Source organism: Haloarchaeobius pelagicus (assembly GCF_051207375.1).
GTDB lineage: Archaea > Halobacteriota > Halobacteria > Halobacteriales > Natrialbaceae > Haloarchaeobius.
On record NZ_JBPJZD010000002.1, the window covers coordinates 751,446 to 764,706 of the forward strand.

14 protein-coding genes are annotated in these 13,261 nt (G+C 67.4%); 8 read left to right on the forward strand and 6 right to left on the reverse strand.

What is annotated here, in order from left to right:
* Positions 1-41: 41 nt before the first annotated feature.
* Positions 42-920, reverse strand: a complete 879-nt coding sequence (locus ACSC1S_RS16370) for a hypothetical protein (protein WP_435365221.1) — start codon at positions 918-920, stop codon at positions 42-44.
* Between the two features lie 163 nt (positions 921-1,083).
* Here ACSC1S_RS16370 and mdh point away from each other — a divergent pair, with 163 nt between their 5' ends.
* A complete protein-coding gene (gene mdh / locus ACSC1S_RS16375; RefSeq protein ID WP_435319891.1) occupies positions 1,084-1,998 on the forward strand; it encodes a malate dehydrogenase in 915 nt (304 codons plus the stop codon).
* An 18-nt stretch (positions 1,999-2,016) separates the two neighbouring features.
* Here the strand turns inward: mdh and ACSC1S_RS16380 are convergent, their stop codons facing one another.
* From ACSC1S_RS16380 to ACSC1S_RS16400, 5 genes are all read right to left on the reverse strand, one after another.
* Entirely contained in the window at positions 2,017-2,160 is a 144-nt protein-coding gene (locus tag ACSC1S_RS16380) for a hypothetical protein (RefSeq protein WP_435319892.1), read from the reverse strand.
* An 83-nt stretch (positions 2,161-2,243) separates the two neighbouring features.
* Entirely contained in the window at positions 2,244-3,260 is a 1,017-nt protein-coding gene (locus tag ACSC1S_RS16385) for a Brp/Blh family beta-carotene 15,15'-dioxygenase (RefSeq protein WP_435365222.1), read from the reverse strand.
* Positions 3,251-3,976: a lycopene cyclase domain-containing protein gene (locus ACSC1S_RS16390; RefSeq protein ID WP_435365223.1), complete on the reverse strand. Its 726-nt coding sequence runs from the start codon at positions 3,974-3,976 to the stop codon at positions 3,251-3,253. Before ACSC1S_RS16390 ends, ACSC1S_RS16385 begins: the two co-directional genes overlap by 10 nt.
* Before the next feature lie 87 nt (positions 3,977-4,063).
* Positions 4,064-6,037 carry a bacterio-opsin activator domain-containing protein gene (locus ACSC1S_RS16395; RefSeq protein ID WP_435365224.1) on the reverse strand — a complete coding sequence of 658 codons (1,974 nt, stop codon included), beginning with the start codon at positions 6,035-6,037 and terminating at the stop codon, positions 4,064-4,066.
* 89 nt (positions 6,038-6,126) lie between these two features.
* Positions 6,127-6,375, reverse strand: a complete 249-nt coding sequence (locus ACSC1S_RS16400) for a ferredoxin (protein ID WP_435365225.1) — start codon at positions 6,373-6,375, stop codon at positions 6,127-6,129.
* Positions 6,376-6,658: 283 nt separating this feature from the next.
* Here ACSC1S_RS16400 and ACSC1S_RS16405 point away from each other — a divergent pair, with 283 nt between their 5' ends.
* From ACSC1S_RS16405 to ACSC1S_RS16435, 7 genes are all read left to right on the forward strand, one after another.
* Positions 6,659-6,955: a GYD domain-containing protein gene (locus ACSC1S_RS16405; RefSeq protein WP_435319897.1), complete on the forward strand. Its 297-nt coding sequence runs from the start codon at positions 6,659-6,661 to the stop codon at positions 6,953-6,955.
* Positions 6,956-7,225: 270 nt separating this feature from the next.
* On the forward strand, positions 7,226-7,690 hold the full coding sequence (locus ACSC1S_RS16410) for a DUF6653 family protein (protein WP_435365226.1): 465 nt from the start codon (positions 7,226-7,228) through the stop codon (positions 7,688-7,690).
* A gap of 26 nt (positions 7,691-7,716) precedes the next feature.
* Positions 7,717-10,134 carry an ATP-dependent DNA helicase gene (locus ACSC1S_RS16415; protein WP_435365227.1) on the forward strand — a complete coding sequence of 806 codons (2,418 nt, stop codon included), beginning with the start codon at positions 7,717-7,719 and terminating at the stop codon, positions 10,132-10,134.
* Positions 10,134-10,655: a KEOPS complex subunit Cgi121 gene (gene cgi121 / locus ACSC1S_RS16420; RefSeq protein ID WP_435365228.1), complete on the forward strand. Its 522-nt coding sequence runs from the start codon at positions 10,134-10,136 to the stop codon at positions 10,653-10,655. The genes ACSC1S_RS16415 and cgi121 overlap by 1 nt, the downstream gene beginning before the upstream one ends.
* A 207-nt stretch (positions 10,656-10,862) precedes the next feature.
* A complete protein-coding gene (locus ACSC1S_RS16425; RefSeq protein WP_435365229.1) occupies positions 10,863-12,290 on the forward strand; it encodes a selenium-binding protein SBP56-related protein in 1,428 nt (475 codons plus the stop codon).
* The gene (locus ACSC1S_RS16430) at positions 12,287-12,613 is read left to right on the forward strand and encodes a 2Fe-2S iron-sulfur cluster-binding protein (RefSeq protein ID WP_435365230.1); all 327 of its coding nucleotides are present in this window, start codon (positions 12,287-12,289) and stop codon (positions 12,611-12,613) included. The genes ACSC1S_RS16425 and ACSC1S_RS16430 overlap by 4 nt, the downstream gene beginning before the upstream one ends.
* Positions 12,614-12,654: 41 nt before the next feature.
* Positions 12,655-13,239 carry a class I SAM-dependent methyltransferase gene (locus ACSC1S_RS16435; protein WP_435365231.1) on the forward strand — a complete coding sequence of 195 codons (585 nt, stop codon included), beginning with the start codon at positions 12,655-12,657 and terminating at the stop codon, positions 13,237-13,239.
* Positions 13,240-13,261 lie beyond the last annotated feature (22 nt).

Sequence of the window (13,261 nt, forward strand, 5' to 3'; positions counted from 1 at the left end):
GAGATAGACGACTTTGGGAGAGGAAAGTCCTGCGGGACCGGTCAGAGCTCGCTGGTCTCGCCGTCGCTGCTGACGGTGACGATGCGGCCCGACTGCTCGACGGTGGCGTCGTCGGGCGAGAGATAGCTGTTCCGGAGACCCTGTGGGTTCCGGAGGTACTCCAGAATCGGGTCGGTGACGACGCGCTCGGGGTCGTCGAACACCGAGACGTACGTCGCCTCGTACGTCTCGCCGTCGATGTCCACCGTGGAACCCACGCCGACCATGCCCTCGAACAGGCCATTTGCCGGGTCGGGGTCCGTCACGGGCGACAGCACGAATCCCTTCGGATTGGTCGGCGAGCCGAGCGTGTCGGCGACGGTGGCGAATTCCTCGTCCTCGTCGTACGCCCGCGCACCGTCACCGGCGTGGACGTCGATGGTGGCCCGAACGCCCTCGTCCGTCTGGCCGTGGATGAAGACGCCGTCGGTGACCGCGATTGCGGTGTTCCCGCTGTAGACGGAGTACCCCTCGTACGTCGACTCCTGCATATCGGCGAACTCGTCGATTCCGGACACGTCGCTCGCCGAGAACGACCCGGTGTAAACGGACGTCCCGACGTGTATCGCGGTGTGGAACGCGTCCGTGTTCTCGATGGTGAGTGCGCTGTGATTCGGGATGTAGCGGTACCCGATACCACGCAAGACGCCCTCGGGCAGGTGCGCCTCGTGTGCCCGGAGTTCGTCGATGGCGACGGACTGGAATCCCGTCTCGACGACGTCGTTCGCCGGGCCGCCAGCCGCTGGTGTCCAGTCGACGTACGCCCCGGCACTGCTCCCGTTCCCGCCGAATCCAGGGATGCTGCTGGTACACCCGGCGAGTGTCGCCCCGCCGGCCGTCGCAGCCGTCTGCAGGAACCGCCGTCTGCCGAATCGAACCATGGTCGACCCACCCGGTGACGGTATGTAAAATTTCGTGTCGTATCGGTCGTCGTAACTGCCCGAACGTCCGGGGGGTGAGCGGGGCTGTCCCCCGCCCCGATGTAGACGCAGCACTGCCGACTTCGACACGTTTAACCCGGAATCGGGAGCAGTTTCGGATGTTATGGCGAAAGTTAGCGTAGTCGGCGCGGCCGGCACCGTCGGGGCCGCCGCAGGCTACAACCTCGCGCTTCGTGACGTGGTCGACGAACTCGTCTACGTGGACATCCCGGACCAGGAGGACGTGACAGTCGGCCAGGCCGCGGACGCCAACCACGGCATCGCGTACGACTCGAACACGACCGTCCGTCAGGGCACCTACGCCGACACGGCGGGCTCTGACGTCGTCGTCATCACGGCCGGCATCCCGCGCCAGCCCGGCCAGACCCGCATCGACCTCGCGGGCGACAACGCGCCCATCATGGAGGACATCGGCTCCTCGCTCGCCGAGCACAACGACGACTTCATCACGGTGACGACGTCGAACCCGGTCGACCTGCTCAACCGTCACCTGTACGAGGCCGGCGACCGCGACCGGAACAAGGTCATCGGCTTCGGTGGCCGACTGGACTCCGCGCGCTTCCGCTACGTCCTCTCCGAGCGCTTCGATACGCAGGTCCAGAACGTCGAGGCGACCATCCTGGGCGAGCACGGCGACGCACAGGTTCCCGTGTTCTCGAAGGTGCGCGTCGACGGCGCAGACCCCGAGTTCTCCGACGACGAGAAGGAGGAGATCCTCGGTGACCTGAAAGAGAGCGCGATGAACGTCATCGAGCGCAAGGGCGCGACCGAATGGGGTCCGGCGACGGGCGTCGCCCACATGGTCGAGGCCATCCTGCGCGACACCGGCGAGGTCCTGCCGGCGTCGGTGAAGCTCGAGGGCGAGTTCGGTCACGACGACGTCGGCCTGGGCGTCCCGGTCAAGCTCGGCTCGAACGGCGTCGAGGAGGTCGTCGAGTGGGACCTCTCCGAACTGGAGCGCGACCAGCTCGGCGAGGCCGCCGAGAAGCTCTCCGAGCAGTACGACAAGATCTCGTAAGCACTACAGGACGCGGTCTCAGTTCTCGCGGTCGCCGAGCCGCCGTGGCTCGGCGGTACTGCCGTTCGCACGAGTATCGATAGCGTCCGGAACCTGTTCCCCTATCAGTTCCGCCCACTCCCGAATACGGGACGTGCGGTCGTTGCTCGACATGGTAGTCATGGGATACGTCAACACGGACGTGTATAACTTTTTTCTCGATGTTCCTACAGCTCTGGCGGCGCGAACGGGGCCACTCGACGTGGCTACCAGACGCCCTGCCGGCGGTCCAGCAGCGAAACGACGACGACGTGCGGGAGCGTCAGCACCGCCAGCAGGACGAGGTAGACGGCGACGAGCCCGGTGAGTCCGGCCGGGGTCTGCGGGACCGCGATGGCGAGACCGGCGAGGATGACGAGAGAGATGGCCGTCGTCGGGGTGGCGTCGCGGGCGAAGCCCCGGACTGCGCCGACGAGGTCGCCCCGGGCGAGCGCCGCGACCGAGGGTTCGTCGAGGCCGACGACGCGGACGATGTGACGCAGCGAGTGCCAGACGCAGAAGTACACCCCGATGGCGAGGACGGGCGGGACGACCGCGAAGAAGAACGAGAGCAGCCCGACCTCGGTCGCATCGCGCTTCCAGGTCGCCGGGTCGGGCGAGCGTGCCCCGAGGACGAGCGAGCCGGTGACGAGCACGGCGAAGCCGACCGCGACCGCGAGGCGCGTCTCGGGGGTGAACGCCCACGCGACCGTGCTCGGGTCGGCACCGAAGAGGCCGACCGTGGCCGCGAGAACCGACTCGTACGCGCCCGGAAACGCGACCAGCGGGACCAGCATGGGGAGCGCCCCCCGGACCGCGACCGTCAGGAGTCGGTGGGCTGACGTCGTCGGATACGCCCCGTCGGAGAGCACGTGCAGGCAGTAGAGGTCGCCCTGGCCCCAGTGGGCCCACGTGAGCAGGATGAAGAAGGCGAACGCGGCGACCGGCGCGAGGAACCAGCCGAGCAGGTAGAGTCCCCCGAGCAGCGCGTAGAGCCCACTCACGAGGACGACCGACCGACGGACCGACGTGCCGGGGTCGAGCCGGGCCGGGACGAGGTGGTCGACCGCGCCGTGGGGAAGCCCGAGGACGAGGATGCTCACGAGAAGGGGCAGGTACTCGGCCCAGGGCGGGACCGAGAGCCCGAGCGTGAACGGGAGGGCCACGAACCCGAGCAAGAGCCACTCCGGGCGCAGGAGCCGGTCGACCGCGTGCCGGACCGGGCGGGGGACGGCTACCGCCATCGGTCCACCACCCAGTGATAGAGGACGATGCCCTGGACGACGAGCAGGGTCGTGACGAGGAAGAACACCATCTCCTCGACCGGGAGGCCGAACAGCCCGATTCCGGTGGTGTAGTCGGGCGAGATGGTCCAGATGCCGAGCTCGATGGCGTACCAGTCGACCGCCCAGAGGTACGCCACGGGGAGGACGACGACGGGCGCGAGCGAGCGCCGGGCCGCCCAGAGGTAGTGGCCGCCGACGCCCCACTGCAGGGCGACGACGGGACAGGCCCACGCCAGGATGGCACCGAGGTAGTACGTCGACGAGTCGGTCAGGAACCAGATGCCGAGTGCGGAGACGAAGAGCCAGCCGACGGTCCCGACGAGGCGCGCTCGCCCGGGCAGTGGCCGCTCGGGGTGGACCAGCGGCCAGCGGAGCGTGTAGAACCACAGGGCCGCGAGCACCGGCTGGAAGGCCATGAAGAGGTACTCTTCCAGTGGGGCGAGGCCGACGGTGAGCGCGACGGCGTCAGGGCCGTACCACCAGACGCCCTGCCCGATGAGGTAGTTGTCCCATGGCGTGGTGTACGCCAGGGCGGCGACCACCATGAGCCCGGTCGGGAGCAGGCCTTCGCGAGGAAGGGGGAAATCCTGCCGCCGTGCCGCGACCGAGAGCCCGAAGATGGGTGCCACTACGAACAGCACCAGGAAGGTCGCGTAGGTCAGGGTGGTCGACATCTACCCCGTTCTAGGGGATGCAGAGAGATGGCATAGACGGGGGACGCCTCAGCGAGCCGGAGCGACGGCGACCCGTCAGGCCGGGGCTCAGGGCCGGTCGAAGAACTCGCCGACGAGCTTGCGTTCTGCCGCCCGGAGATGCTGATGGTACGTCGACCGGGCGATACCCATCGAGTCCGCGAGGTCGTCGCCGCTGGTCGGGCGGGGCCACTCGAAGAAGTCGCCGAAGTACGCCCGCTGGAGCGCCGTCAGCTGGCGCTCGGTGAGCTGGTCCTCCAGCGCCGCGATGAACTCCTGTTTGGTCGTCGCGGGGCGCTCGCGCTCGCGGTAGGCGGTGAGGTCGATACCGTCGAACTTGGCCTCGATGGTCTCGACGATGGTCCGGGCGTTCGCGTCGCGCGGGAGTTCCACCTCCACGCTGGCGGTGCCGGGTTTCGCCGTGATGGCCTTCACGTCCGCACCGTAGGCCGCGAGCGTCGAGAGCAGCCCCTCGTTGGCGACGGTGAACTCGATGAGGCTCATGCCCTCGTTCCGGGTGATTATCTTCGTGTCGAGGACGGTGTCGGACTCGCTCGCGATGTCGGCGACCTCGTCGGGGTCCTCCGCTTCGACCGTGAAGAACATCCCCAGCGAGTCGTCGTCGCGGTAGACGGAGCCGGCGTAGGTGAGCGTCGCGTTCGCACGCTCGGCCACGTCCACGAAGAACACCGACCGGTCCGTGACGGTAAAGGAGAGCTGGACGATGTTGTCCGCGGTGAGGGTGCGCCGGGTCTCGGCGGCCGAGATGGCCGTCGCGACCATGCGCCCCAGTGCGGCGAGGATGGTCGCCTCGCGCTCGTCCAGCGCCGCCGGGTCGTCGGTGTAGACCGTCAGCACGCCGTAGCGGGCGTCCCGATAGACGAGGGGGATGACCGCGACCGTCGAGAACGGCTCGTCGGCCCGCGCCTCGTGCCACTCGCGGTCGGCGAGGTCGGCGGCGGCGACGACCTGCACCTCGCCGGTCTCGACCGCCTGCTCGACCACGCCACCGCTCCCGTCGAGCACCATCGCGTCACCCTCCGCGGAGCCGCCGACGATGGCGTTCGGGCGGACGGTGTTGTCCGCGAGGTCGGGTTCGCCCGTCCAGGCACAGGTGAACGGGTCGGTCTCGGCGAGCAACTCGCACATGTTCGTCTCGATCTCGTTCCGGCTGGTCGCCTCGACCAGCGCGCCCATCGTCTCCTGGATGAGCCCGTCGATGCGTTCGAGCAGGTGTTCGAGCCCCTCGCGCTCGGCGGCGAGCTGGGCGGCGCGCTGTTCGGCGGTCCGTTCCGCCTGCACCCGGTCGGTCACGTCCGTCTGGAAGCCCACGAAGTGCGACACCTCACCCGTCTCGTCGCGGATGGGGGCGATATCGACCTTGTTCCAGAAGCGTTCGCCCGTCTTGGTGTAGTTCACCAGTTCGACCGACACCGGCTCCTCGGCCTCGATGGCCTCGCGCATCTGCCGGACCGCGTCGGGGTCCGAATCCTCGCCCTGCAGGAACCGGCAGTTGCGCCCGATGACGTCCTCGCGGTCGTACCCCGTGAGGCGCTCGAAGGCGTCGTTCGTGTAGATGAGCGGCATGTCCGGCGCGTTGGCGTCGGCGATGGTGATGCCGACCGGTGCCTCGTCGAGCGCCCGCTCTTTGAGCTGGTGGTCGGTCGGCTGGACCGCCTGCGCCTCGCGCACCCGTTCCAGCAGCCGCTCCTGCCAGTCGCTCCCCTCGCGCCGGACGTACCCGTCGACCTCGGCGGCGACCGCCCGCTCCGCGATCGCTTCGCTCCCGTCTGCCGTGCACAACACGAACGGCACGCCGCCGTGGACCGCCCGGACCGTCCGGAGGAGTTCGACACCCGTCACGTCGCCGACGTCGAACTCGCAGACGACACAGTGGGGCAGCGCCCGGCCCATGGCCGAGAGCGCCTCGTCAGCGTCTGCGACGACATCGACGGCGAATCCTTCGGTCACGAGCACGTCGGCCGTCTCACCCACACGGCCGTCGTCCCCGTCGACCAGCAGGACCCGCGTCTCTGAATCCATGGCTACTGATATTGACTGACAGGGTAAAGAGGTTCCCTCAAACAGGGGGGTGGTTCAACAGGGAGTATCAGGTTCGGTATTTAATTCTCTCAGGGGATGAGCTGTTCGCCGTCGTCGTCGTACACCCGGATGGCGTCGACCGGGCAGACCCGGGCGGCGAACTTCGCTTCGAACTCGGCGTCCTCCGGAATCTCGCGGACGAAGATGTCGTCGTCGGTCTCCTCGCCGTCGACGAGGACGGCCTTGCCGGCGTCGCGGTCGGCCTCGAAGCCCTCCTCCCACTCTGCCACGCACTGGAACATCCCGATGCAGGTGTCGCGGTCGTACTCGATCTTCATGTAGCGGGGGTTCGCTCGTATAGTGTAAATCGTTGACGGACGGCGGTGTTGTGGATTGTGGCGCGAACTCGTGTTGGTTCGGGCGCGTTCAGGACCGGTGATGGTGGCCTGTCAGCGGATAATCTGGCGCTGTTGAACCCCTCCGTATTTGTGCTGGAGAGAGCCCTGATACTCCGTGACAAACACCTATGTCAGTAGCGAACGAAGTATACGGAGCATGTCTTAGCCCGATGGACCATCGATGGTCGAACGGTGTCGGCTACGGTATGCAGGAGGTATTCCGATGCCGACGTACATCATGCTCGTTACGCTCAACCAGAAGGGGGCAGAGAACATCGATCAGAGTCCTGACCGGCTCGAGATGGTGAAGGAGCGAACCAGATCGCTGGGTGGCGAACCAAAGGAGTTCTACATGACCTTCGGACGATACGACTTCATCTACGTCGCCGACCTGCCCGACGATGAAGCAGCTGCCCACCTCGCGCTCACGTACGAGCGGGGTGGTGCTGGTGAATTCGAGACGCTGAAAGCCTTCACAGAAGACGAATATCGTGAGGTCATCAGAACTCTCCCCGAGTAGACTGCGCACTCTCAGGGACGCTCCACCATTGCCGCGCTGTTTTCGCTCTGACTGACAGATACGCCCGCTGTCTGCAGCACACTCCCTGAGACCAATCCCGGTTGAGCAGTTCAACGAAGCCGATGGTTTCGGTGTCCAATCGACGACTGGTTTCAGTGACGACAGGCGGCGACCTCGCGCGTTTCCGTCTTGGCGGTCTCGCTGTCGCTCGACACGCCCGACAGCACGCGCCGTGGTGATTTATCGGGGTTCTGGCCGTATCCCGAGACGATGCCCTCCGAAGCCGACGCCGGTCCCGGTCTCGCAGAACGCTACTTCTGGGCGGGCCACGCCAACCCGTGGAGCGTCTGGACGTTCGTCGCGACGTATCCACTGCTGGTGCTGGCCATCTACCGGCGCGAGCAGCGCCTGCTGGCCGCGATTCTCCTGTTCGTCGCGGTGAACCCGCTCCTGTCGCCGGAACCCGAGGACGACTCGGCCTTGGCGACGCGGGTCGTACTCGGGGAGCGCGTGTGGCTCGACGACGGGTTGCTGTCGTCGGTGTCGAACCTGCTGTTCGTCGTCGCAACCGCACCCGTGCAGCTGTACACCCTGCGCGCCGCGGTGACGCGCCAGCCCGCCAGAACGGCGGCCGGGACTCTCTGCTCGCTGGTCCTGATGCTCGTCTTCTTCCGGCGGATGGCCCGGCTGTACGAGGAACGTGCGACCGGGTCGCGGGAGATGACGACAGTTTAAACCAGAGCAGGCACCACTCTCCGTCAATGAACACGGCGGACGTGCCCGGCATCCCTGCACCCTTCGTCGAGCACCTGCAGGGCCAGGGCATCGAGGAGCTGTACCCGCCACAGGCGCAGGCGGTCGAGGCGGGCGTCACCGAGGGCCAGAGCGTCGTCGCCTCCATCCCGACGGCGAGTGGCAAGACGCTCATCGCGACGCTGGCGATGCTCTCGGCGGTCGAGCGCGGCGGGAAGGCGCTCTACATCGTGCCCCTGCGGGCGCTGGCCTCCGAGAAGAAGGCAGAGTTCGAGCAGTTCGAGGACTTCGGCGTGAGCGTCGGCGTCTCGACGGGGAACTACGAGTCCGAGGGCGGCTGGCTCGGCGAGAAGGACATCATCGTCGCGACCTCCGAGAAGGTCGACTCCCTCGTCAGGAACGGCGCGCCCTGGATCGACGACCTGACCTGCGTGGTGGCCGACGAGGTCCACCTCATCGACGACCGGAGTCGGGGACCGACCCTCGAAGTGACCCTCGCCAAGCTCCGGCAGGTCAATCCGAAACTCCAGGTCGTCGCGCTCTCGGCGACCGTCGGGAACGCCGACGACCTCGCGGACTGGCTCGACGCGGAACTCGTCGACGACGACTGGCGACCCATCGAGTTGCGCAAGGGCGTCCACTTCGGGAACGCGCTGTCGTTCGACGACGGCTCGCAGAAAGAGGTGCCAGTGCGAGGCAGCGAGAAGCAGGAAGCCGCACTGGTCCGGGACGTGCTCGAAGACGGCGGGGCTTCCCTGGTCTTCGTCAACTCCCGGCGGAACGCCGAGGCCGCGGCGCGACGGCTCGCCGAGGTGGTCGAACCGTTCCTCACGCCTGCCGAGAAGGACGAGTTGGCCGACCTCGCCGAAGAGGTCCGGGGCGTGAGCGACTCCGAGACCAGCGACGACCTCGCCGACGTGGTCGCGAAGGGCGGCGCGTTCCACCACGCCGGCCTCGCCCGGGAACACCGAGCACTGGTCGAGGACGCCTTCCGCGACCGCAAGCTCCGGGTCATCTGTGCGACGCCCACCCTGGCAGCCGGCGTGAACACGCCGAGTCGCCGCGTCATCGTCCGGGACTGGCAGCGCTACGACGGCAGCGGGATGGCCCCCCTGTCGGTCCTCGAAGTCCACCAGATGATGGGCCGGGCGGGTCGGCCGGGGCGGGACCCCTACGGCGAAGCGGTCCTGCTGGCCTCGAACCACGACGACCGCGAGGAGCTGTTCGACCGGTACGTGTACGCCGAGCCTGAGCCGGTGCGGTCGAAACTCGCCGCCGAACCCGCGATGCGGACCCACGTGCTGGCGACCATCGCGTCCGGGTTCGCCCGCACACGGAGCGGCCTGCAGGCGTTCCTCGAAGAGACGCTGTATGCCGCCCAGTCGACCGAGGAGGGGCGGTTAGAACGGGTGATGGACTCGATGCTGGACTACCTCGAACACAACGGCTTCATCGAGGTCGACGGGGAGGAACTGTCGGCGACCGCGATCGGCCACACCGTCTCACAGCTCTACCTCGACCCGATGAGTGCCGCGACGGTCATCGATGGCCTGCGGGCGTGGGCCGGCCAGACCCCCGGAACGAGCAGTTCCAGCACCAGTTTCGACACGAGCGACAGCAGCGCGGGCTTCCAGACGTACAGCATCGGCGACGACGATGGCGACGACGAGCGCGAAGGCGACGGTGTGGACCAGACAGACGACGAGTCCCCGAAGGTCGAAAAACCGACCGCCCTCGGCCTCTACCACCTCGTCTCCAGAACGCCGGACATGTACGAACTCTACCTCAAGTCGGGTGACCGCGACGAGTACTCCGAGGTGTTCTACGAGCGCGAGGCGGAACTCCTCGGCAGTGCGCCCTCGGAGTACGAGGAGCACCGCTGGGAGGACTGGCTCTCGGCGCTGAAGACCGCCCGCCTGCTCGAGGACTGGGCGAGCGAGGTCGACGAGGACCGCATCACCGCCGACTACCAGGTCGGGCCGGGCGACCTGCGCGGGAAGGTCGAGACCGCCCAGTGGCTGCTCGGGGCGGCCGAGCGCATCTCGGGCGAACTCGATTTGCCTGGAAGCGTCACCCGCGGCGTCCGCGACGCCAAGAAGCGGGTCGAGGACGGCGTCAACGAGGAACTCCTCGAACTCGTCGGGGTGCGCGGCATCGGTCGGAAACGCGCCAGACAGCTGTTCGAGGCCGGAATCGAGACGCCCGCGGACATCCGCGACGCCGACAAGAGCGTCGTGCTCGCTGCCCTGGATGGCCGGCGCAAGACCGCCGAGAACATCCTGGAGAACGCGGGCAGAGAGGACCCCTCGATGGACGGGGTCGACGCCGACCCTGAGACCGAGGCGGTGTTCGAGCGAGCGAGTGAGGACGAGACCGAACCGGACGACGAGACGGAAGAGAGCCAGACGAGCCTGGGTGATTTCTGATGCACGTGATAGAAGGGACGGCGACGGTGGACGACATCGACGACTTCGTCGCACGGATCGGCGAGGTCGGAACCGAACACGACTGCGTGGTCCAGGCGTTCGACGCCCGGTACGTGGTGGACCGCGCACATCTCGAGGCAGCGGTCAGGCAGGCCGCCCGGGCGTGGCTCCGCGACGAGGCGGTCGCCCGCGACCCCGCGGTCGAGATTCTGCTGTACGCGGCGGGCCGCCGCCAGATTTCGGAGGCGCTGACCATGGGCGTCGGCGAGGGCGAGACACCCGTCGTGGCGGTCGTGGTCTCGGACTTCCCCGATGCACCGTTCGAGACCGACGACACAGAGATGGCCGCCGCCGAAGCCCTCGCAGCGCTGTTGGAGCCGGCGGCGACCCTGGGGGATGCCGCCGACGAGGCTCGCATCTGCGAGTTCTTCGAGGTGGGTGGGGCGGAACGGGCAGCCACCGACGCGACACTCTCCGAGCTGGTCCGGGAGCGAACCGTGTTGCTGACCGTGAACAAGTAGGTCGCCTCGCCGAGAGATGCAGAGATATTTGCCAGATTGTATGACAATATTTCTGCATTAGCTCGCAAGTACCCCACATTTCGCTGAAGGAAGCGGTCTCTTACCCCGGGTTTCCAGACGGAGTTTCAGTTCTGATGTGTCACAGATAGCGGTAGTCGAGCGACACAACCCGACGAGTTGACCCCTGTGCGTGATATACTCTAACACATGAGCGACGCCCACCAGCCCGACGACGACTCCCACGCCGAGCACGAGCACCACGCAGAACACGCCCAGCACGGCCACCACGAGCACCGCGGGCCAGGGTACGCCACACCGCAGGCCGCCATCGAGGAGGGCGACCGCGAGAAACTCGCGTACGTCATGGGCCTGTACGTCGGCACGGACGTCGACGCCCCGGACTTCCTGGCCGTGGTCGACCTCGACCCCGAGTCCGACACCTACCAACAGGTCGTAAACCGGGTCGAGATGCCGAACAAGGGCGACGAACTCCACCACTTCGGGTGGAACGCCTGCTCCTCGTCGTGTCACATGGAGGGACTGGCCCGGAGCCACCTCCTCGTCCCCGGCCAGCGCTCCTCGCGCCTGCACGTCATCGACGCCACCGACCGCCTGAACCCCGAGCTGGCGAAGGTCATCGAGCCCGAGGAGGTGTTCGCACACGACCTCTCGGCCCCACACACCGTCCACTGCGTGCCCGAGGGGAAGATCCTCGTGAGCATGCTGGGGAACGCCGACGGCGACCTCCCGGGTGGGTTCCTCGAACTGGACCACGACTTCGAGGTCGCGGGCCGGTGGGACGCCCCGGGCGACATCGGTATGAACTACGACTACTGGTATCAGCCCCGCCAGAACGTGATGATCTCGACCGAGTGGGCCGCCCCGAAGACGTACTACCCCGGCTTCGACCTGGAGGACGTGGAAGCGGGCAAGTACGGCCACAAGATCAACGTCTGGGACTGGACCGAACGCGAGGTCCTCCAGACCATCGACCTGGGCGAGGAGGGCCAGATTCCCCTCGAGGTGCGGTTCCTGCACTCCCCGGTGTCGACCCACGGGTTCCTCGGGGCGGCGCTCTCCTCGAACGTCTTCAACTTCTACGAGCAGGGCGGAGAGTACCACGCGGACAAGGTCATCGACGTCGAGCCCCGCGAGCACGACGACTGGGACTTCCCGATGCCCGGCCTCGTCACCGATCTCCTGGTGTCGATGGACGACCGCTACCTGTTCTTCTCGAACTGGCTCCACGGCGAGGTCCGGATGTACGACGTCTCGGACCCGGCGAATCCGCGCCACGTCGACAGCGTCTGGGCGGGCGGGAACTTCGGCCCCCGGCGGCCCCTCGGAGAGGACACGCGGCCGGTCTTCGGCGGCCCGCAGATGCTCCAGCTCAGCCTCGACGGCGAGCGCCTCTACTGGACCACCTCGCTGTTCTCCTCGTGGGACAACCAGTTCTTCCCCGACGAGGGGAAACAGGGGTCGGTGATGCTCAAGGCCGACGTGAACCCACGGAAGGGCACCATGGAACTCGACACCGACTTCATGGTCGACTTCGGCGATATGCCCCACGGTCCCGCCCGTGCCCACGAGATCCGCTGGCCCGACGGCGACTGTACCAGCGACGTCTGGTCGTGAGCCGGCAGCGGTTCACGGTCACGTTCGAGTGGGAGTCCGGTCGGAGCGAGACCTGTGAGGTTCCGAACGAGACAGACCTGGTCACGGCGAGTGAGGAACAGGGTCTGGGCCTCCCCTTCGGCTGCCGGACCGGGGCGTGTGCGACCTGTGCCGCCGAGTTGCTGGCTGGCGAGGTCGAACACGTCCGGCCACCCCGCGGGCTGAAGGAGAAACATCTGGACTCTGGGTACGTGTTGCCCTGCATCGCCCAGCCCCGGAGCGACTGCACGCTTCGGGTCGGAAGCGCGGTGCAGGCCGAACTCGTCTCGAACCCCTGGAAGTAACGCCCCAGAGTGCTTTTACCGGCCAGTCGTCTGCACCACGTATGGCCAAGTTCCAGAACACGGGACAGCCCGACCGCGACTGGTGGAGCGACCTCTGGCCCGACCCGGCCGGAACGCTCCGCGACCTCGGTCTCGCGCCGGGTGACGCCGTCGCCGACGTGGCCTCGGGGAACGGCCACTTCACGCTCCCGGCGGCCCGCATCACCGGTGACCCGGTGTACGCGGTCGACATCGACGCCGACCTCCTCGGTGAACTCGCCGACCGCGCGGCCGAGGCCGGTCTCGACCGCATCGAGACCATCGAGGGCGACGCCCGGGAGTTACCGAATCTCTTGCCCGAACCCGTCGACGTGGTGCTGTTCGCGAACACGCTCCACGGCGTGCCCGAACCCGAATCCTTCCTGCAGAGCGCCCGCGAGGTGTTGCGGGACGGGGGGCGACTCGTCGTCGTCAACTGGCACGACCTGCCCCGCGAGGAGACGACGGTGCTCGAGGAGGTCCGCGGTCCGCCGACCGACCTGCGGCTCTGCGAGGCCGACTGCACCGACCTCGTTCGCGCCGCGGGCTTCGAGGAGGTTCGGACGGTCGACCTGCCGCCGTACCACTACGCCCTCGTCTGTCGGTGACACCTTCTTAGCCGTCCCGCGC